Source organism: Streptomyces sp. ME19-01-6 (assembly GCF_033793745.1).
In the GTDB taxonomy this organism is placed as follows: Bacteria; Actinomycetota; Actinomycetes; order Streptomycetales; family Streptomycetaceae; genus Streptomyces.
Genome location: NZ_JARAXF010000003.1, coordinates 469,032 through 489,925 on the forward strand (window position 1 = coordinate 469,032; position 20,894 = coordinate 489,925).

Sequence of the window (20,894 nt, forward strand, 5' to 3'; positions counted from 1 at the left end):
ACTATGCGCAATCGATCATAACTATGGGCCCGTGCGCACGACTCGGTGCACGGGAGCATGACAGGGGCGCATGCCTGTTCGCACCGTCTGCCTCGTCATCAGGCCTGATTCTCGCCACATTCGGCGAGTTGATCTCGGCGGCCGCCGCGGCCGGAACATGCCCCCGGCAACAGGGCCGGAGCCGTACGCTCGGCCTATGACCGGACAGCTCTCGTTCCCCCGGCAGCACGCCCGCACGCAGCGCTTCACCCTTGGGGCGCCGCGCGCCTTCGTGGTGGCGCCCGACGACTCGCGCCTGGTGTTCCTGCGCTCGCGCACCGGCACCGATCGCGCCAACCTCCTGTGGGTGCACGACCTCGCCGAGCGCCGGGAGTACCCGGCAGCGGACCCGGCCGCCCTGCTCGGCGGCGCCGACGAGGAGTTGTCCGCCGAGGAGCGGGCGCGCCGCGAGCGCAGCCGGGAGGGTTCTGGGGGCATCGTCGGCTATGCCACCGACCTGACCGTCGAATTGGCCGCTTTCGCACTCTCGGGACGGCTGTTCGCCTCCGAGTTGCGCGCCGGCGTGACCCGCGAACTCCCCGTACCGGGACCGGTGATCGACCCGCGCCCGTCTCCGGACGGACGCCGCGTCGCCTATGTGGCGCAGGGCGCGCTGCGCGTAACAACCGTAGAGGGGGGTGCTGGGGGCGCCGGAGGCGGCGACCGGGCGCTGGCCGAGCCGGAGGGCGACACCGTCACCTACGGGCTCGCGGAGTTCATCGCGGCCGAGGAGATGCAGCGCTCGCGCGGCTTCTGGTGGTCGCCGGACAGCGACGCGCTGCTGGCCGCCCGGGTCGACGACGCGCCCGTGCGGCGCTGGTGGATCGCCGACCCCGCGCACCCCGACCGGAAGCCCGCCGAGGTCGCGTACCCGGCCGCGGGCACCGACAACGCCGAGGTTCGGCTGGTGCTGCTGGGTCTCGACGGGTCCCGCACCGAGATCGAATGGAACCGGCGGCGCTACCCGTACCTCGCCCGGGTGCACTGGTCCGCGTACGGCCCGCCGCTGCTGCTGGTCCAGGCCCGCGACCAGCGCAGTCAGCTCTATCTGGCCGTGGACACCGGGACCGGACGCACCCGCACCGTACATGTGGACGAGGACCCGGTCTGGCTGGATCTTTTCCCTGGTGTGCCGGGCTGGACGCCGGACGGGCGGCTCGTCCGCATCGCGGACGAGGGCGGCGCCCGGGTGCTGATGGTCGGCGACCGCAAGCTCACCTCGGGCGCGCTGCACGTCCGTTCGGTCCTGGACATCGGTGAGGAGGACGTGCTCTTCTCCGCCTCGCCGGGCGCGGACGCCGAACTGCCCGAACAGCCCGGCGAGATCGGGGTCTTCCGCGCGTGGTTCCGCGGCAGCGGGGACCAGGGCGGCTGGGAGCCGGTCGACAAGCGGCCCGCCCCCGCCGTGCGGTCCGCCGCGCGCGGCGGCGAGGTGATCGTCCTGTCGTGCGCCGAGCCGGACCGGCCCGGGGCGGCGGTGGAGGTGCTCAGACCGACCGCCGCCGGCTCGGCCGACCGCCTCGCCGAGATCGCCTCGTACGCCGAGCGGCCCGTCATCGCCGCCCGCCCGCGGCTGCTGCACGCGGGCGGGCGCGACATCCCCAGCGCCGTGCTGCTGCCGGCCGGCCACACCGCGGACGACGGGCCGCTGCCCGTCCTCATGGACCCCTACGGCGGCCCGCACGGCCAGCGCGTGCTGGCCTCCCACAACGCCCACCTGACCTCGCAGTGGTTCGCCGACCAGGGCTTCGCGGTGATCGTCGCCGACGGCCGCGGCACGCCCGGCCGCTCCCCCGCCTGGGAGAAGGCCGTCCGCGACGACTTGGCGGCCGTATCGGTGCAGGACCAGGCCGACGCGCTGGCGGCGCTGGCCGAGCGCTATCCGCTCGACCTCTCCCGCGTCGCCATCCGCGGCTGGTCCTACGGCGGCTACCTGGCGGCGCTCGCGGTGCTGCGCCGCCCCGACGTCTTCCACGCGGGCATCGTGGGCGCCCCCGTCACCGATCAGCGGCTGTACGACACCCACTACACCGAGCGGTATCTCGGCCATCCCGACGAGCAGCCGGAGGTCTACGCCGCCAACTCGCCGGTGACCGACGAGGGACTGTGCGGCGCGGCGGAACCGCACCGCCCCATGATGATCATCCACGGTCTGGCGGACGACAACGTGGTCGCCGCGCACACCCTGCGGCTCTCCTCCGCGCTCCTCGCGGCCGGCCGCCCGCACGAGGTGCTGCCGCTGTCCGGAGTGACCCATATGACCCCGCAGGAACAGGTCGCCGAGAACCTGCTCCTGCTGCAGGTGGACTTCCTCAGGCGCTCGCTCGGCATGAGCTGAGCGGAGTCCTCCTCCCCGCCCCGCCGCTTCCCGGGCGCGCCGCGCCTACCAGCCCGGCGGCGGCGGGGGCGGAGGCGAGGGCGGGGAGGGCGGGGGCGGAACCGCGGGCGGCGGCGGGACCGCGGGCGGGGACGCGGGCGGCGGGCCGGGCGGGGACGCCGGCGGGGGCGGGGGCGGGGACGCGGGCGGCGGGGTGTAGCCGTAGCCACCGCCCGCTCCGTCGTAGCCCTCGTACCCGCCATTGCCCCCATAGCCCCCGTAGCCCCCGTAGCCCCCGTACGGCGGAGCCGCGGGCTGGCCCCACCCGGCGAGCGGAACATCCTCCGCGGGGAGGGCGGGCTGCGCCAGCGCGATCAGCGCGACCAGGCCGACGAGCGCCGCGAAGAACCCGGTCAGCACGGTGAGCACACCCACGGTCGGCAGGTCGTCGAAGTGCTCGAGGACGTCGTACTTGAAGTACACGGAGATCGCGGCGACCCCGTCACCCAGCACCAGGACGGCCGCCGTCATCCCCAGCGGCCGGGCCAGCGGCGCCCTGCCGACCGCCGCGAAGGCGGCCGCCAGGGCCAGCAGGACCGCCGTCCAGGCCGCCCATGCCGCGGGCGGCGAGAGCAGCGTGGTGAGCATGTACTTGCCGGTGAGCTGGTGCTCGTACATGTCCCAGCCCCGCTTCTGGGCCCAGTAGATCTGCCAGGCGCCCTCGACGACCGCGATGGCCCCCAGGAACAGCGCGGCCGTCACGGCGACCGCGGGCGTCGGCCGGCCGGGCGGCCGCTCGGTGGGCAAAACGGCGTAGTCGGGGCCGGTCGTCCCGGCCGGGCGCCGCCCGGCGGCCACGACGGCCAGCAGAAGGCCCCCGAGCACGACCGCCGCCCACGCGCTCAGCTGCGCGCGGGTCTTCAGCCCGTCGGGGATGCCCTGCATCCAGTCGGCGTGCAGATTCCACAGGCTGGGCAGGCGCAGCGCGACCGTGGCGACGGCGGCCGAGGCCAGGGCCCCGGCGGCGGCCGACGAGCGCAGCGCCGCGATCCCGGCGGCCACGTACACGGCGAGCAGGACCAGATCGGCGAGGGACGTGCCGAAGATGCTGTCCGGGAGCCGGTACGGTATCCCGGCCCAGGTCCACCACACATGGCTGGCCTCGTCGGCCTTGTCGAAGTCCCGGATGATCCACGCCAGTGAGATCAGCCCGAGCACGGCGCACACCAGCGCCCCGAAAGTGCGCGCGCCACGGTTGAGTATCCGTCCCTGCCCCATGGCTGTAGGTTTGCCCCGCCCCGACCCCTGGTCAACCGTCCCGGGCGCCACCAATGTGCCGACATGAGTGACCGGCCGGGGCGGCATGGCGCGCCCCGGCCGGTCTACGGCACCCGCACGGCCGTACGCAGTTCAGCCTGACGCGTCCGTATATCGGTATCGCGTCAGCCAAGTTGCTTGCGTGTTAACGCGTTTGATGAGCTTTGCTCACTCTTTGTCGCCATCGGCTGATCTCTGTCAAGCACGCCGGGACCTCGATCTGCAAAATGTTCGCTCAAGGTTGCCGCGAGCGCCCCTTCCGCTTCCGCTGGCCCCTTGACTGAGCTGTTAATCGGTTGCGAAAGTCCGCTCATCCCGAGACGCGCACGACCACCGGCGGACGGGAACGACATGACGCGAGTAGACAAGCGCGAATAGACATAGTGATCAGTGCGGGGGGCGCTACGCGATGACGAGTCCTTCCCAGGCCGCGGCGCCCGGGGCGAACGCGCCCGGCCCGGATGCCGTGCCGACCGTCGAAGTCGGCAAGGACGGCGCGCCGTTGGTGGGTCGGTCGCCCAGCCAGTTGATGTGGCGGCGTTTCAAACGCGACAAGACAGGCGTGATTTCGGCCTACGTCGTGATCTTCTTCTTTGTGATCGCCTTATTCGCGCCCGTGATCGCGTGGCTGTACGGCAAGGATCCGTACACCACCTACGGACTCGACAGGCCCGGGCTGCTCAACGAGTTCTACTACCCCATCAAGCCCAACGGGGGCATCGACGGCGAGTTCTGGTTCGGCCTCCAGCCCCAACTCGGCCGGGATGTGTTCACCCAACTCCTGTACGGGATACGGACCTCACTGCTGATCGCGGTCGCCGTCACCCTCCTGTGCACCCTCACCGGCATCGTCGTCGGCGTCACGGCCGGCTACATGGGCGGCAAGACCGACTACTTCCTCGGCCGCTTCATCGATCTGCTCCTCGCCTTCCCCGCGCAGCTCTCCTTCGTGGCCTTCACGCCCGTCGTCTACTCCCTCTTCGTCAGTCCGGAGAAGGAGACGCCCACTTACCTGCGGGTCATCACCTTGATCCTGGTCCAGTGGGCACTCGGCTGGATGGGGCTGGCCCGGCTGCTGCGCGGGCAGGTGCTGAGCCTGCGCGAGCGGGAGTTCGTGGAGGCCGCGAAGGTGACCGGCGCCTCCCCTTGGAGGATCATCACCAAGGAGCTGCTGCCCAATCTGTGGACGCCGATCCTGGTGCAGTCGACGCTGATGCTGCCGACCTTCGTGACCGCCGAGGCCGGGCTCTCCTTCCTCGGAGTCGGGCTCGTCGAGCCGACCCCCGACTGGGGCCGGATGTTCGCCACCGGCGCCAGGCACTACCAGAACGACATCACGTACATGTTCTTCCCGGGCGTGGCCATGGTGATCTTCGTGGTGGCCTTCAACCTGCTCGGGGACTCGGTCCGGGACGCATTCGATCCGAAGACTAAGCGCTAGGCAGGTGCAACGACACATGACCTCATCCACACGGGGCAGAGGGCGGCTCGCGGCCGTCTCTCTGGCGATCGGGGCCCTCGTGCTCTCCGCCTGCAGCAGCGGCGGGGGCGGCGACGGCGATCCCGTCGAGAACAAGCCCGACAAGTCCAGGGCCGACAACTACTCGCTCGGCACCGCGGCCGACTCCACCGGCCCGGCCGCCGCGGTGCCCGGCGCCAAGAAGGGCGGGACGGTCAACGTCCTGCAGCGCGACGCCTTCACCTATCTCGACCCGGCGCAGATCTACTACGCCGACATGCTGACCGTCCAGATGCTCTACAACCGGTCGCTGACCACCTACAAGGTCGACGACAAGGGCCGGGTCAAGCTCGTCGGCGACCTCGCCACCGACACCGGCAAGTCCTCGGACGGCGGCAAGACGTGGACGTACACGCTCAAGGACAACCTCAAGTTCGAGGACGGGTCCCCGATCACCTCGGCCGACGTCCGGCAGTCCATCGAGCGGCTCTACGCCAAGTGGGCCACCGACGGACCGCTGTACATCCCGCAGTGGCTCTCCGGTGAGGGCCAGAGCTTCCGCAAGGCGCTGCCCGACGGCCCGTACAAGGGCAAGCACCTGCCCAAGGACGTGCTCGACACGCCCAACGACAAGACGATCGTCTTCCACTTCAAGGAGCCGCACGCGGACACGCCGTACGCGGCCGCCATGCCGAACGTCGGCGCGGTGCCCTCCGACGGCAAGAAGGACACCGCCGACAAGTACACCAACCACCCGGTCTCCTCCGGCCCGTACAAGATCGAAAAGCTCAACCCGGGCAAGTCCCTGACCCTGGTGCGCAACGACAAGTGGGACCCGAAGACGGACGCGGTCCGCCACCAGTACCCGGACAAGTTCGACATCCGCTTCGGCATCCAGGAGCCCGACTCCGCCCGCCGGCTGCTGGCCGAACGGGGCAGCGACAAGCAGGCGATGTCCTTCACCAACGCGGTCACCTCCGAGTCCGGTGAGGAGGTCGACAATGACCCGGGTGCCAAGTCGCGCACCTTCCTCGAGGTGCAGCCGTACGTCGACTACATGGCCATCAACATGGACCGGATCAAGGACAAGAAGGTCCGGGAAGCCATCGCCTACGCCATGCCCAACGACCAGATCCTCGGTCAGTTCGGCGGCCCGCGGGCCGGGCAGGTGGCGGGCAACCTGCTGGCTCCCTCGCTCTCCGGGTGGAAGGCCTTCGACCCCTTCGGCAAGACGAAGAAGGAGAACAAGGGCGGGGACATCAAGAAGGCCAAGGAGCTGCTGAAGGAGGCGGGCAAGGAGGGGCAGGAGCTGGTCTACGCCTACCCCAACACCACCGAGTACCAGAACGTCTCCGTGGTCGTCGCCAAGGCTCTGAAGGCCGCCGGGTTCAAGGTGCAGCGCAAGGAGATCGACTCCAACAACTACAACACCGAGATCGCCAAGGTCGACAACAGCTTCGACATCTACCGCGTCTCCTGGGGCGCCGACTGGCCGGTCGGTTCGACCGTGGTCCCGCCGCTGTTCGACGGCAAGGCCGTCGCCGACGGCTCGCAGAACTACTGGCACCTCAAGAACAGCAAGGTCGACGCCGAGATCGCCCGCATCCTGAAGATCTCGGACGTGGAGAAGGCCTCCGGCGAGTGGGTTTCGCTGGCCAACAAGATCCTGACCGACGATGTGCCGGCCGTGCCGCTCTTCTACAACCGCCAGTGGAACATCTGGGGTTCGGGGCTCGGCGGGATCAAATACCACTCCGTGTACGGAACCGCCGACCCGACCGCGGTGTATGTGAAGTAGCAACCGCGATCGCCACGCGGCGGAGCCGCATGATCACCACACCAGCCCCCCAGGGCACGCTGTCCGCCACCCTCCGAGGGTGGCGGGCGGCGCCGCCCGTCCGATCCGCCCTGGTCGCCCAAGGCGCCCGTACCGGAAGACCCGCGACGCCATGCTTCGTTTCCTCGTACGCCGCTCCCTCGGCGCGATCGTCATCATTCTGCTGATCAGCGCGATCACGTTCTTCCTCTTCTTCGCGCTGCCGTCCGAACCGGCGCAGCTGGCCTGCGGCAAGAACTGCGGCCCGGACGCCATCGCCCTCATCAACAAGAACCTGGGCCTCGACGAGCCCGTACCGGTCCAGTACTGGCACTATCTGGTCGGCATCTTCGCCGGCCGCAACTTCGAGGTCGGCCACTGCCCGGCCCCCTGCTTCGGCTACTCCTTCACCAACTCCCAGCCGGTCTGGGACACCATCCTGGACCGCTACCCGACCACGCTCTCGCTGGCCGTCGGCGGCGCCGCCGTCTTCCTGCTCATCGGGGTGTCCATCGGCATGATCGCGGCGGCCAAACGTGGCACCTTCACCGACAAGTTCTTCAGCTCCCTGTCGCTGATCGGCAACTCGCTGCAGATCTACTTCGTCGGCGTCATCGCCCTGTGGCTGCTCGTCGATACCTGGGGCCTGATCGACCGGCCCGAGTACATCCCGATCACCGAGAATCCGGCCAAGTGGTTCAGCGGGCTGCTGCTGCCCTGGCTGGTGCTCTCCATCATCTTCATCGCCAACTACAGCCGTATGACGCGCTCCCAGATGGTCGAGCAGCTGAACGAGGAGCATGTACGCACCGCGCGGGCCAAGGGGATGTCGGGCCGTACGGTCTTCTTCCGCTATGCCTGGCGCGGCGCGATCGCCCCGATCATCACCATCGTCGGCATCGACATGGGCTCGCTGTTCGGCGGCGCGATGATCACGGAGTTCACCTTCACCCTGCACGGCCTGGGCCGGCTCGCCGTGGAGTCGGTGACCGAGAAGGACCTCCCGATGCTGATGGGCGTGATGCTCTTCAGCTGCACGGCGATCGTCATCGCCAACATCATCGTCGACGCGCTGTACGCCGTCATCGACCCGCGCGTGCGCCTCGCCTAGGAGTACGACCGACGTGACCACCCTGACCAAGTCCGAGGCCACCCCGGCCCCCGCCGCGGGCGACGCCTTCCTGTCCGTGCGCGACCTGTATGTGCGCTTCGCCACCGAGGACGGCGTCGTCAAGGCCGTGGACGGCCTCTCCTTCGACCTCCAGCGCGGTCGCACCCTCGGCATCGTCGGCGAGTCCGGCTCCGGCAAGTCCGTCACCAACCTCGCCGTCCTCGGCCTGCACGACCCACGCAACACCGAGATCCGCGGCGAGATCGTGCTGGACGGCCGGGAGCTGACCGGGGCGCCCGAGCGCACCCTGGAAAAGCTGCGCGGGAACAAGATGGCGATGATCTTCCAGGACTCGCTCACCGCCCTCTCGCCCTACTACACCGTCGGCCGCCAGATCGCGGAGCCCTACCGCAAGCACACCGGCGCCTCCAAGCGCGAGGCGTGGGAGCGCGCCATCGAGATGCTCGAGAAGGTCGGCATCCCCAACGCCAAGCTGCGGGTGCGCGACTATCCGCACCAGTTCTCCGGCGGCATGCGGCAGCGCGCGATGATCGCCATGGCCCTGGTCTGCGACCCCGACCTGCTCATCGCCGACGAGCCGACCACCGCCCTGGACGTCACCGTCCAGGCCCAGATCCTCGACCTGCTCAAGGATCTGCAGCAGGAGTTCGGCTCCGCGATCATCCTCATCACCCATGACCTGGGCGTGGTCGCCAACACCGCCGACGACCTGCTGGTCATGTACGCCGGCCGGGCCGTGGAGCGCGGCACGGTCCGCGAGGTGCTCCGGTCCCCCCGGCACCCGTACACCTGGGGGCTGCTGGGCTCCATGCCGCGCCTGACCTCCGCCGTCGACGAGCCGCTGAGCCCCATCCCCGGCGCCCCGCCCAGCCTCCTGTCCCCACCGCCCGGCTGCCCCTTCCACCCCCGCTGCGCCTACACCGAGGAGGTCGACGGCGACCGGTGCGCCACCGAGCGCCCCTCGCTGCCCGACGGGCGGGGCGCGGCCTGCCATCTCGCCGCCGACCGCAAACAGACCATCTTCACCGAGCAGATCAAGCCCCGGCTGGCCTAGGAGACACGGACCATGAGCAGCAACGCGTCGCCCGCGTCCGGGGAACCCCTCCTGGTCGCGGAGAAGCTGACCAAGCACTTCCCGATCATGGGTGGCTTCCCCTTCAGGCGGAAGGTCGGGGCCGTCCAGGCGGTGGACGGCATCGACCTGACCGTGCGGGCGGGCGAGAGCTTCGGCCTGGTCGGCGAGTCCGGCTGCGGCAAGTCCACCACCGGCCGCCTGCTGACCCGGCTCCTGGAGCCCACCGCGGGCACCATCACCTACCAGGGCCAGGACATCACCCACGCGGACCGCAAACAGCTGGCGCCGGTCCGCTCCCAGATCCAGATGATCTTCCAGGACCCGTACTCCTCGCTGAACCCCCGGCAGACGGTGGGCGCGATCATCTCCGGGCCGATGGAGATCAACGGCATCGAGCCGCCGGGCGGCCGTGAGGCCCGGGTGCGCGAGCTGCTGGAGACCGTGGGCCTGAACCCCGAGCACTACAACCGCTTTCCGCACGAATTCTCCGGCGGCCAGCGCCAGCGCATCGGCGTCGCCCGCGCGCTGGCCCTCGAACCCAAGCTCATCATCGCCGACGAACCGGTCTCCGCGCTCGACGTCTCCATCCAGGCCCAGGTCGTCAACCTCCTCCAGGAGCTCCGCCGCGAGCTGGACATCGCCTTCCTCTTCATCGCCCATGACCTCGCCGTCGTGCGCCACTTCTCACAGCGCGTCGCGGTCATGTACCTCGGCAAGATCGTCGAGGTCGGCGACCGCGACTCCATCTACCAACGCCCACGCCACCCCTACACCCACGCCCTGCTCTCCGCGGTCCCCGAGCCCGCCCTGCTGACCGAGGAGTCGGACGAGGGCGAGGCCTCGGCCCCCGAAACGAGCGGCACCGCGCGCCGTGAGCGCATCCGCCTCGCCGGCGACGTCCCCTCCCCCATCAACCCGCCCTCCGGCTGCCGCTTCCGCACCCGCTGCTGGAAGGCCCAGGACAAGTGCGCCCGCGAAGAGCCCCCGCTGATCCGCCTCGAAGGCAACCACGAGGGCCATCTGTCCGCCTGCCACTTCCCCGAGGCCCCCAGCATCGCGGCCCGCGAGCAGGACGTGATCCTCGACCCGGCGCTGATCGCGGCGGAGGACATCCCCGACATACGCAAGGGCTGACCCCCTCCCACCGGGCCGTCCCGGCCAAGAGCTGCTAGCGTCCGCGTACGTGAACGACAGCGTGTACGTGGGCAACGCGGGTAAGGACGCAGCACTGGACCGGGGCTGGCTTCTCGGACACTTCAAGGACACCGACGATCCCCGCCACAGCGAGGCCGTGGAGATCAAATGGGGCGTCCACCCCCCTGGTGACGAGCGGGCCCAGTGGGTGAGAGGCGAGGAGCGAACGGCTCTCCTGGTCCTCATCAGCGGTCGCTTCCGTGTCGAACTGCCCGGGCGCAGCGTTCTGCTGGAGCAGCAGGGCGACTACGTCGTGTGGGGGCGCGGGGTCGACCACTCCTGGTTCGCGGAGGAGGAGTCGGTGGTGCTGACGGTTCGCTGGCCGTCCGTGCCCGGCTATGCGGTGGACGCGCCGACGCCGCACGGCTGAGCTCATCGCATCACCTCGTCAGGGCTGGACACGTCAGGTCTCGGCCGATCCCAGGACCAGCACCTGGATGGCCAGAACGGCGGCGCCGCGGGCCCAGTCGTGGAAGTCGGAGACCTTGGTCTCCAGATTGACGGGGTCGGCCTGGGGGTGGCGGCCCGCGAGGATGGCTTCCTTCACCGCCGGGCCGACCACGTCGACGAGGCTCACGCCCTCACCGGCCAGCAGGATCTTCTGCGGCATCGCGAAGTTGGCGATCTGGGCCACGAGCGTGCCCAGGGCCTGGGCGGCCTCGTCCACGACACGGGCGGCCATGGGCTCACCCTCGGCGGCAAGGCCGAGGATCTCCTCGTACGTCATCTCACGGCCGGTCGCGGCCTGGAGTTGGTAGCGGATGCTGGGGATGGTGAGCAGGGAGATGGCGCTGCCGCGATCGCCATAAGGGGTGAGTGGCCCGTAGGGGTTGACGATCCAGCGCCGGCCGAAGCCCACGCCGTCCTCGGAGGAGGCCACCCGCCTGCCGCCGACGACAAGTCCGTAGCCCAGCCCCGCCCCGATGGTGAGCACCGCGAACCGCTCCAGGCCCCGCCCGGCGCCGAACCAGGACTCGGCCTCCACCAGCGCCGCCACGTCGTTCTCGACGACCGTCGGCAGCCCTGTGCGCTCCTCGACCAGCTTGGCCAGCGGCACGTCCTTCCAGCCGAGGAAGGCCGATTCGACGACGGTCGAGCGGTCCCGGACGCTGCCGCCGACGCCGATGCCGATCCCGGCCAGGCGGGGGAACGCACGAACGGGCTCGTCGGTCATCTCGTGCAGCAGGCCGGCCACCTCCGCGGGGTCGTGTGTGGTCAGCGGCCGGTCGTAACGGGCCACGATGTCGCTGCGCAGCGTGGTGACGACCGCGTACACCCGGTCCGCGGTGATCTTGAACCCGAGGAAGTACCGGGACTCGGGGACGACGTCCAGTGGCTGTGAGGGCCGTCCCTGCCGTGCCTCCGCGAGCATCGCGTCCTCGGCCGACTCGATCAGCAGACCCGACTCGATCAGCGGCTTGGTCAGCCGGGTGAGGCTGCCCGCCGAGAGGTTCAGCCGACGGGCGATCTCACTGCGCGACAGCGGGCCGTGCACCAGCACCTCGATCGCCACCGCGCGCTCGCCGGGACTCAGCGGCGGCCAACTCGCCCCAAGTGTGGTCATGAGGGTCAGACTCCCACAAGATTTTTTTCACAAAGGAAGTAATGACGTCACTCTACGCCGCAAGATCCGGACACAACACAGGATTGCACGACTCTTGACGCGTGGATTCTTTTGCATCAAAAGTAAGTGCCCTCAGCCGAGGACGCCGCAGACGAGGGAGTCTCCGATGACCGTCGCCTCCAGCAGCCCTCCTTCACGTCTGCCGTTGCGCGGCGCCGAGGGAGTCACACCGAAACGCACCGTCCGCAAGGCCCGGGAGCGCGGGGACGGAGCCCTCGCGGCCCTCTTCATCGCCCCCGCCCTGCTGGGCTTTCTGGTCTTCCTGCTCTGGCCGACGCTGCGGGGCATCTACCTGAGCTTCACCCGCTTCAACCTGCTCACCCCGCCCGAGTGGGTGGGCCTCGCCAACTACGAACGGCTGGTCCACGACCCCCTCTTCTGGGACTCGCTGAAGGTCACCGTCGAGTACGTGGTCATCAACATCGGTGTGCAGACGGTGTCGGCCCTCGCCATCGCGGTGCTGCTCCAGCGGCTGACCCAGTCGGCCGTGCTCCGGGGCATCGTGCTCACCCCCTATCTGATGTCGAACGTCGTCGCCGGTCTGGTCTGGCTGTGGATACTCGACAACCAGCTCGGCATCGGCAACGAGATCCTCCAGAGCCTGGGCTTCGACCGCATCCCGTTCCTGGCCGACGAGACCTGGGCGATCCCCACCATCGCCCTGATCAACGTCTGGCGGCACGTCGGCTACACCGCGCTCCTGATCTTCGCCGGTCTCCAGGCGATCCCGAACGACGTGTACGAGGCGGCCAAGGTCGACGGCGCGAGCGAGTGGCGGATGTTCTGGCGGATCACCATGCCGCTGCTGCGGCCGGTGCTGGCGGTCGTGCTGATCATGACCGTGATCGGTTCGTTCCAGGTCTTCGACACGGTCGCCGTGACGACCGCGGGCGGTCCGGCGAACGCCACCAACGTGCTCCAGTACTACATCTACGGCTCCGCTTTCGGCCGCTTCCAGTTCGGCTACGCCTCGGCGATGTCCGTCGCCCTGTTGGTCGTCCTCAGCGCGATCACCGTCATCCAGTACCGGATCACCCGGGCCGGCCAGACCGACCTCGGCTGACGGAAGGAGCTCACCGTGGCTGCCGTGACCACCACAAGGACCGGAATGCCGACCCGCATACGGCCGGTCAGGCGCAGGTTCTCCCTCGGCCGGGCCGCCGCCTGGACCGTGCTGGGCCTGATCGTCCTCATCACCCTGCTGCCGTTCTACTGGATCCTGCGCACCGCGCTGTCCACCAACGCCGGCCTCAACACCGACCCCGCGAACCCCCTGCCGGTCGGCCTGACCACCAGTGGCTTCGAACGCGCCCTCGGGCTCCAGTCCGCCGAGGAGGCCGTCGCCCAGGGCGGCGCCGGCGGCGGGCTCGACTTCTGGCGCTATCTGCTCAACTCGGTGGTCGTCTCGACGCTGATCACCGGCTGCCAGATCTTCTTCTCGGCGATGGCCGCGTACGCCTTCTCGCGGCTGCGCTGGCGCGGCCGGGACAAGGTGTTCGGCCTGTTCCTGGCCGGGCTGATGGTGCCGACCATCTTCACGCTGCTGCCGAACTTCGTGCTGATCAAGCAGCTGCACCTGGTGGACACGCTGCTCGGCATCGCCCTGCCCAGTCTCTTCATGACGCCGTTCGCGGTGTTCTTCCTGCGGCAGTTCTTCATGAACGTGCCCCGGGAGGTCGAGGAGGCGGCGCTGCTCGACGGCGCCGGAAAAATCAAGATCTTCTTCCGGGTGATCCTGCCGATGGCGGCCACACCGATCATCACGCTGGCCGTGCTGACGTACATCACCTCCTGGAACGACTACTTCTGGCCGCTGATGGTCTCCTACAGCGACAGCTCGCGCGTGCTGACCGTGGCGCTGGCGATCTTCCGGGCGCAGACCCCGGCGACCGGCGTCGACTGGTCCGGGCTCAGTGCGGCGACGCTGATCGCCGCACTGCCGATGCTCGTTCTGTTCGCCTGCTTCGCCCGCCGCATCGTCAGCTCCATCGGCTTCACCGGGATCAAGTGAGGAACGGCCCATGCGACTTCGTACACTGACCGCGCTGGCCGGAGCGTTGACGCTGTCCCTGGTGACCGGCTGCGCAGCCGGCGACGGCACCGGAGCGTCCGCTAACACCGTGACGTACTGGCTGTGGGACGCCAACCAGCTGCCCGCCTACCAGGCCTGCGCGAAGGGGTTCGAGAAGGAGAACCCCCGGCTCAAGGTGAAGATCACGCAGTTGGGCTGGAGCGACTACTGGACCAAGCTCACCGCCGGGTTCATCGCGGGCACCCAGCCGGACGTGTTCACCGACCACATCCAGAAGTTCGGCCAGTTCGCCGACCTGAAGGTGCTCGAGCCGCTCGACGACCTCGGCATCAAGGAGTCCGACTACCAGCCGGGGCTCGCCGCCAACTGGATCGGCCAGGACGGCCACCGCTACGGAGCCCCCAAGGACTGGGACACCGTGGCCCTCTTCTACAACCAGAAGATGGCCAAGGCCGCCGGGCTCACCGCCGAGCAGCTCAACGGCCTCTCCTGGAACCCCAAGGACGGCGGCACCTTCGAGAAGGCCATCGCGCACCTCACCGTCGACAAGAACGGCAAGCGGGGCGACGAGCCCGGCTTCGACAAGAACAAAGTCAAGGTGTACGGGCTGGCCACCAACGGCGGCGGCTACGGCGACGGCCAGACCCAGTGGAGCATGTTCACCGCCTCCGCCGGGTGGAGCTACACGGAGAAGGCGCGGTGGGGCACGAAGTACCAGTACGACAGCGAGACCTTCCAGTCCGTCATCAACTGGTACTTCGGACTGGCGAAGAAGGGCTACTTGGCCCCCTTCTCCGACTACAACGTCCAGTCCAACCAGGCGAACACGCAGATCGCGGCGGGCAAGGCCGCCGCGGCGTTCGACGGGGCTTGGATGATCTCCACATACAGCGGCTTCAAGGGCAGGGACGTCAAGACCGCCCTCACCCCTGTCGGCCCGACCGGCAAGCGCGCCACCATGATGAACGGCCTCGCCGACTCCATCACCAAGGGCGCCCACAACAAGGCGGGCGCCCGCAAGTGGGTGGCCTACCTGGCCTCCGACAAGTGCCAGACCGTCGTCGGCAAGTACGGCGTCGTCTTCCCCGCCACTTTGGCCGGCACCGAGGCCGCCACCGCCGCCTACAAGAAGAAGGGCATCGATGTCACGGCGTTCACCGAACCGGTGGCCGACAAGAAGGACTTCCGGACCTTCTCCTACCCGATCACCAACTACGCGGCGGACGTGACCGCGCTCATGATGCCGCAGATGGAGGACATCTACGGCAACGGCGCATCAGTGAGCGGCCTCGACCAGACCAACAGCCAGATCAACCGGATCCTCTCGCAGTGATCTCTCGACCAGCGATCTCTCGACCAGTGAAGGGCATGCCTTTCATGACTTTCTCGCTCGGCATCGTCGGCGCCGGCCAGTTCTCCGGCCAGTTCGCCACGCTGTTCCAGGCCCATCCCGGCGTCAGCGACGTCTACATCACCGATCTGCTGCCTGAACGGGCGGAACAGCTCGCCGCCGCCCAGGGGCTGGCGGGTACCTTCCCCTCGTACGAGGCGATGCTGGAGTCGAAGACGGTGGACGCGGTCGCCATCTTCACCCAGCGCTGGACGCACGGTCCGCTGGTGCTCCAGGGCCTGAACGCCGGAAAGCACGTCTATTCGGCGGTGCCGATGGCGATCAGCCGGGAGGAGATAGCGGCGATCATCGAGGCCGTACGCGCCACCGGTCTGACGTACATGATGGGTGAGACCAGCCAGTACAACCCGGCGACCGTGCATGCCCGCGATCAGATCGCCGAGGGCGCCTTCGGCCGGCTCTTCTACGCCGAGGGCGACTACGTCCACGACATGGATCTCGGCTTCTACGAGGCCTACCAGTACAGCGGCGGTGAAAACTGGAAGGCGACCGCCAGCTATCCGCCGCTGCTCTACCCGACCCATTCCGTCGGCGGGGTGCTCGGCGCCTGGCAGACGCATGCGGTCAGCGTGTCCGCGGTCGGAGTCAGGGACGAACGCGGGGATGGCGTGTTCGACCGGGAGATCAGCCAGTTCGGGAACGACTTCTCCAATGCCACCGCGCTGTTCGAGGTGGCGGGCGGTGGCTCGTTCCGTACGAATGAATTCCGGCGAGTCGGCTATCCCTCGCACATCAGGGAATCACGATTCCGGTTCTTCGGTACGGACGCCAGCATGGAGCAGCTCGCCACCGTCAGCCTCTGGCAGGACAAGAAGGGGGTGAAGGACATCACCGAGCTGCTGGAGCCCAAGCCCACGCTGGCACCCGACGACCCGTCACTGGAGCACATCGCCCCGGCCCTCCGGGCCGCCTTCACCTCGGGTTCCGCGCCGGTGCACGATCGGTCGCGGCTGCCGAGGGAGTTCGACCACCTGCACAACGGACACGAGGGCAGCCACCACTTCCTGGTGGACGACTTCGTGACCGCGGTCAACACCCGCACGCTGCCGTCCGTGAACGCCTGGGTCGCGGCCCGCTACACCCTGCCAGGCATCATCGCGCACGAGTCCGCGATCCAGGGTGGTGCCAGGCTCGACATCCCGGACTTCGGGGACGCACCCGGGGCGTAGTCCGTCCTCTCCTCTCACGGCGAGGCGGCCCGGGTGACGGTGTGCACGCGGCGGCTGAGCGGTGGAGGGCGTCGGCCAGGAGGGTGTCCGCGGTGACCAGGTCAGGCCGCGCCCAGGGCGTCGTCGTGGACGCCCTGGCGGCGGGCGAGGGCGAGCCGGAAGGCCATGGCTCGGTGGGGATCGTTCGATGGCACGGAAGGATCGTAGATGCCCGGCGCGAGTCAGGAGGGCGGTCCTCAGCCGCTCGGCGCGGGCTGCCGTTCCTCGGCGAAGTGGCAGGCCGACGGGTGCGCGGCCGGGCCGCCGGGGCCCTGGAGTCCCGGGGGCACCGCGAGCCGGGGCACTTCCGTGGCGCACCGCTCCTGGGCCTTCCAGCAGCGGGTGCGGAAGCGGCAGCCGGAGGGTGGGTTGGCCGGGGAGGGGACGTCGCCGGCGAGGATGATGCGCTCGCGGCCCTCGCGGGAGGTTGGGTCGGGGACCGGGACGGCGGACAGCAGGGCCTGGGTGTACGGGTGGGTCGGGTGGTCGTAGATCTCGGTGTCGGTGCCGATCTCGGCCATCTTGCCCAGGTACATCACCGCCACCCGGTCGGAGATATGGCGGACGACGGACAGGTCGTGCGCGATGAAGAGGTAGGAGAGGGCGAACTCCTCCTGGAGCCGCGCCAGTAGATTGACCACCTGTGCCTGGACCGACACATCGAGCGCGGAGACCGGCTCGTCGCAGATGATGATCTCCGGGTTGAGGGCCAGGCCGCGCGCGATGCCGATGCGCTGACGCTGGCCCCCGGAGAACTGGTGCGGATAGCGGTTGATGTACTCGGGGTTGAGGCCGACCACATCCAGAAGCTCCTGGACCTTGCGGCGCCGGTCGCCCTTCGGGGCCACCTCGGGGTGGATCTCGAAGGGCTCACCGATGATGTCGCCCACCGTCATCCGCGGGTTCAGCGAGGTGTACGGATCCTGGAACACCATCTGGATGTTGCGCCGCACCGCCTTCAAGGCCCGCCCCGACAGCTTGGTGATGTCCTCGCCCCGGTAGCGGATCTCCCCCGCGGTCGGCCGCTCCAGGTTGACCAGGAGCCGGGCGAGGGTGGACTTGCCGCAGCCTGACTCGCCGACCACACCGAGCGTTTCGCCGCGCCGCAGCTCGAAGGAGACGCCGTCGACGGCCTTGACCGCGCCCACCTGGCGCTTGACGAGGACGCCCTGGGTGAGCGGGTAGAGCTTGGCCAGGGCGCGAACCTCCAAGACCGGCTCGCCCGGCTCGGCCGCGGGCTCAGGGGGCTGCAACGGCGTCGCGGGCATCGAGCTCGTCCTTCCAGAAGTGGCAGGCGCTGGCCCGGGTCACGGGCCCGCCCCCGTACGCCGCGTCCCCGTACGTCACCTCGTACAGCGGCGGCCGTTCGGTGCGGCAGATGTCCTGGGCGCGGGGGCAGCGCGGGGTGAAGGGGCAGCCGGGCGGGAGGTCCGCCGGGCCGGGCGGCAGGCCCTTGATCGCGTACAGCTCCCGGCCCCCGCGGGCACCCCCACCGTCACCCCCACAATCGAGTCGAGGCACCGAGTCCAGCAGCCCGCGGGTGTACGGGTGGGCCGGGCGGCGGTAGAGGTCGCGTACGGGTGCGGTCTCGACGATCCGGCCCGCGTACATCACCGCGATGGTGTCGGCGACATCGGCGACGACGCCCAGGTCGTGGGTGATCAGGATCAGGCCCATGTCGTACTCGCGCCGCAGCTCCGCGAGCAGGTCCATGACCTGGGCCTGGACGGTCACGTCCAGCGCGGTCGTCGGCTCGTCGGCGATGATCAGGTCCGGCTCCAGCGCCAGCGCCATGGCGATCATGATGCGCTGACGCATACCGCCGGAGAACTGGTGCGGATAGTCCCCGACCCGCTCCTTCGCCGCCGGAATGCGCACCCGGTCCATCAGCTCGACGGCCCTCGCCCGCGCGGCCCGGCGCGACAGGCCGTGGTGGACCTCGTACATCTCGGCGAGCTGGGCGCCCACCGACACCACCGGGTTCAGCGCGGAGAGCGCGTCCTGGAAGATCATCGCCATGCGGGCGCCGCGCACCCGGCGGCGCTCCTCCTCGACCGTCTCCAGCAGGTCCCGCCCCTGGAAGAAGATCCGCCCGCCGGTCACATGGGCGGGCGGTGAGTCGAGGATGCCCATGATCGCCTGGGCGGTCACCGACTTGCCCGAGCCCGACTCGCCCAGCACCGCGAGCGTCCGGCCCGCGTCCACGCCGAACGTCACCCCGCTCACGGCCGCGGTGACGCCGTCCCTGGTGCGGAATTCGACCCGCAGGTCCCGTACGTCCAGCAGCCGGGGCACGGCGGACGGCTCCTCGGCCTGCTGCTCGGCCTGCTGCTCGGCGCGGCTCATCTCCCGCTCCCTCAGCGCAGCTTCGGGTCGAGCGCGTCGCGCACCGCGTCCCCGAGCATGATGAACGCCAGCACCGTGACGCTCAGCGCCCCGGCGGGCCACAGCAGCATGTGCGGGGCGTTGCGGATCTGGGTGGAGGCGGACGAGATGTCGATCCCCCAGGAGACGGTCGGCGGTTTGAGCCCCACGCCGAGGAAGGACAGCGTCGCCTCCAGCGCGATGTACGTGCCGAGCGCGATGGTGGCGACGACGATCACGGGCGCCACGGCGTTGGGCGCGATGTGCCGCAGCAGCGTCCGGGCGTCGCTCGCGCCGAGCGCCCGCGCAGCCTGGACGTAGTCGTGCCGTTTGGAGGTCAGGACCGCCCCGCGTGCGATGCGGGAGATCTGCGGCCAGCCCAGCAGCACGATGAAGCCGACCACCGGCCACACCGACCCGCTGGTGACCACGGACAGGAAGACCAGCCCGCCCAGCAGGATCGGGATGCCGAAGAAGACGTCGGCGATCCGCGACAGCAGGGCGTCCCACCAGCCGCCGTAGTACCCGGCCAGCCCGCCGAGGACGCTGCCGAACAGGGCCGCGCCCGCGGTGGCGCAGATGCCGACGGCGATGGAGGCGCGGGCCCCGTAGACGGTGCGGGTGTAGACGTCGCGGCCCTGGAGGTCGTAGCCGAAGGGGTGGCCGGGCGCCGGGCCGTCCTGCGCCTTGGCGAGGTCGGCGCGGTACGGATTGCCGTCCGTGATCAGCCCCGGCCAGATCGCGATCAGTACGAGAAAGACGATGACCAGGGCGGAGACCAGGAAGACCGGGTTGCGGCGCAGATCCCGCCAGGCGTCGGACCACAGGCCTCGGGGGGCCGCGGCCCGGTCGGCCGGGCCGCGGCCCCGGCCCGGGTCCCGGCCGCCTCCGCGCCTGCGGGCGGGTACGGCCGCGGGGCCGCCGGGCGGCGTCTCGGTGCCGGTGGCGGCCAGGGCGAGCGCTTGTGGGGAATCGTACGGCTCAGGCATACCGGATCCTCGGGTCGAGCACGGCGTAGAGGAGGTCGACAAGCAGGTTCGCCAGCAGGAAGACGATCACGAGGATGGTCACGAAGCCGACGACCGTCGGGGAGTTCTGGCGCAGGATGCCCTGGTAGAGCTGGTAGCCCACGCCGTGGATGTTGAAGATCCGCTCGGTGACGATGGCGCCGCCCATGAGCGCGCCGATGTCGGTGCCGAGGAAGGTCACCACGGGGATCAGGGAGTTGCGCAGCAGGTGGCGGACGATCACCCGGCGGCGTGGCAGCCCCTTGGCCACGGCGGTGCGCACATAGTCGGCGCGGGCGTTCTCGACGATGGAGGTGCGGGTGAGCCGGGTGGTGTACGCGAGCGACACCAGCCCCAGCACGACGCCCGGCAGCAGCAGCTGGCCCAGCGGCGCCTCCGGCGCGACGGAGGGCGTGGTCCAGCCCCACTTCACCCCGATCAGATACTGCAGCACCGAGCCGCTGACGAAGGTCGGGACGGAGACCACGACCAGGGTCAGCAGCAGCACGGAGGTGTCCAGGCCGCGCCCGCGCCGCAGCCCGGTCGCGACGCCCAGGGTGAGCCCGAGGGCCATCTCGAAGAGCACGGCGACGAGGGTGAGCCGGAGGGTGACGGGGAAGGCGTCGGCCATCAGCTCGGTGACGGGCCGGCCGTCGAAGGCGGTGCCGAAGTGGCCGCTGAAGACCTGCCCCATGTAGTGCGCGTACTGCCGCCACAGCGGCTCGTCGAGGTAGAGGTCCTCGCGGATGCGGGCGGCGGTGGCCGGGTCGGGGGCCTTGTCGCCGAAGAGCGCGGCGACGGGGTCGCCCAGCGCGTACACCATGAAGAAGATCAGGAAGGTGGTGCCCAGGAACACGGGGATCATCTGGAGCAGCCGCCGGAGCGCGTGACGGCCCATG

The 20,894-nt window shown here is 69.7% G+C and carries 17 protein-coding genes; 11 read left to right on the top strand and 6 right to left on the bottom strand.

From position 1 onward, the window contains the following. Positions 1–196 precede the first annotated feature (196 nt). Positions 197–2,377, top strand: coding sequence for a S9 family peptidase (locus tag PV419_RS08745; protein WP_319687203.1), 2,181 nt, complete (start codon positions 197–199; stop codon positions 2,375–2,377). Between the two features lie 45 nt (positions 2,378–2,422). Here PV419_RS08745 and PV419_RS08750 read toward each other — a convergent pair whose 3' ends face one another. After that, entirely contained in the window at positions 2,423–3,634 is a 1,212-nt protein-coding gene (locus PV419_RS08750; RefSeq protein WP_319687204.1) for a hypothetical protein, read from the bottom strand. Positions 3,635–4,082: 448 nt separating this feature from the next. Here PV419_RS08750 and PV419_RS08755 point away from each other — a divergent pair, with 448 nt between their 5' ends. The 6 genes from PV419_RS08755 to PV419_RS08780 all read left to right on the top strand — a co-directional run bounded on the left by PV419_RS08755 (position 4,083) and on the right by PV419_RS08780 (position 10,719). Next, positions 4,083–5,114: an ABC transporter permease gene (locus tag PV419_RS08755; RefSeq protein WP_319687205.1), complete on the top strand. Its 1,032-nt coding sequence runs from the start codon at positions 4,083–4,085 to the stop codon at positions 5,112–5,114. Positions 5,115–5,130: 16 nt separating this feature from the next. Next, positions 5,131–6,930, top strand: coding sequence for an ABC transporter substrate-binding protein (locus tag PV419_RS08760; RefSeq protein ID WP_319687207.1), 1,800 nt, complete (start codon positions 5,131–5,133; stop codon positions 6,928–6,930). 151 nt (positions 6,931–7,081) lie between these two features. Continuing rightward, complete coding sequence (locus tag PV419_RS08765; protein ID WP_319687208.1) at positions 7,082–8,059, top strand: ABC transporter permease; 978 nt, start codon at positions 7,082–7,084, stop codon at positions 8,057–8,059. 13 nt (positions 8,060–8,072) lie between these two features. Further along, positions 8,073–9,134 carry an ABC transporter ATP-binding protein gene (locus tag PV419_RS08770; RefSeq protein WP_319687209.1) on the top strand — a complete coding sequence of 354 codons (1,062 nt, stop codon included), beginning with the start codon at positions 8,073–8,075 and terminating at the stop codon, positions 9,132–9,134. Between the two features lie 12 nt (positions 9,135–9,146). Continuing rightward, on the top strand, positions 9,147–10,289 hold the full coding sequence (locus PV419_RS08775) for an oligopeptide/dipeptide ABC transporter ATP-binding protein (protein WP_319687210.1): 1,143 nt from the start codon (positions 9,147–9,149) through the stop codon (positions 10,287–10,289). A gap of 49 nt (positions 10,290–10,338) precedes the next feature. Further along, positions 10,339–10,719: a signal peptidase I gene (locus PV419_RS08780; RefSeq protein ID WP_319687211.1), complete on the top strand. Its 381-nt coding sequence runs from the start codon at positions 10,339–10,341 to the stop codon at positions 10,717–10,719. Between the two features lie 33 nt (positions 10,720–10,752). Here the strand turns inward: PV419_RS08780 and PV419_RS08785 are convergent, their stop codons facing one another. Further along, the gene (locus PV419_RS08785; RefSeq protein ID WP_319687213.1) at positions 10,753–11,913 is read right to left on the bottom strand and encodes an ROK family transcriptional regulator; all 1,161 of its coding nucleotides are present in this window, start codon (positions 11,911–11,913) and stop codon (positions 10,753–10,755) included. 166 nt (positions 11,914–12,079) lie between these two features. On the opposite strand from PV419_RS08785, the gene PV419_RS08790 reads away from it, so the two are divergent. From PV419_RS08790 to PV419_RS08805, 4 genes are read left to right on the top strand one after another with little or no spacing between them, the layout of a single operon-like run. Continuing rightward, on the top strand, positions 12,080–13,036 hold the full coding sequence (locus PV419_RS08790; RefSeq protein WP_319687215.1) for a sugar ABC transporter permease: 957 nt from the start codon (positions 12,080–12,082) through the stop codon (positions 13,034–13,036). A gap of 15 nt (positions 13,037–13,051) precedes the next feature. Continuing rightward, positions 13,052–13,984 (top strand): carbohydrate ABC transporter permease, encoded by a 933-nt coding sequence (locus PV419_RS08795; RefSeq protein ID WP_319687216.1) that lies wholly within the window; start codon positions 13,052–13,054, stop codon positions 13,982–13,984. A 10-nt stretch (positions 13,985–13,994) separates the two neighbouring features. Beyond that, the gene (locus PV419_RS08800) at positions 13,995–15,338 is read left to right on the top strand and encodes a sugar ABC transporter substrate-binding protein (RefSeq protein WP_319687218.1); all 1,344 of its coding nucleotides are present in this window, start codon (positions 13,995–13,997) and stop codon (positions 15,336–15,338) included. 44 nt (positions 15,339–15,382) lie between these two features. Then, positions 15,383–16,585, top strand: a complete 1,203-nt coding sequence (locus PV419_RS08805) for a Gfo/Idh/MocA family oxidoreductase (RefSeq protein ID WP_319687564.1) — start codon at positions 15,383–15,385, stop codon at positions 16,583–16,585. A gap of 236 nt (positions 16,586–16,821) precedes the next feature. Here PV419_RS08805 and PV419_RS08810 read toward each other — a convergent pair whose 3' ends face one another. The 4 genes from PV419_RS08810 to PV419_RS08825 are packed head-to-tail and all read right to left on the bottom strand — an operon-like array spanning position 16,822 to position 20,893. Next, positions 16,822–17,892, bottom strand: coding sequence for a dipeptide ABC transporter ATP-binding protein (locus tag PV419_RS08810; RefSeq protein WP_319687219.1), 1,071 nt, complete (start codon positions 17,890–17,892; stop codon positions 16,822–16,824). Continuing rightward, positions 17,864–18,970, bottom strand: coding sequence for an ABC transporter ATP-binding protein (locus PV419_RS08815; RefSeq protein ID WP_319687220.1), 1,107 nt, complete (start codon positions 18,968–18,970; stop codon positions 17,864–17,866). Before PV419_RS08815 ends, PV419_RS08810 begins: the two co-directional genes overlap by 29 nt. Before the next feature lie 11 nt (positions 18,971–18,981). Beyond that, positions 18,982–19,977 (bottom strand): ABC transporter permease, encoded by a 996-nt coding sequence (locus tag PV419_RS08820; protein ID WP_319687221.1) that lies wholly within the window; start codon positions 19,975–19,977, stop codon positions 18,982–18,984. After that, the gene (locus PV419_RS08825; RefSeq protein ID WP_319687222.1) at positions 19,970–20,893 is read right to left on the bottom strand and encodes an ABC transporter permease; all 924 of its coding nucleotides are present in this window, start codon (positions 20,891–20,893) and stop codon (positions 19,970–19,972) included. The genes PV419_RS08820 and PV419_RS08825 overlap by 8 nt, the downstream gene beginning before the upstream one ends. Between the last annotated feature and the right edge of the window lies 1 nt (position 20,894).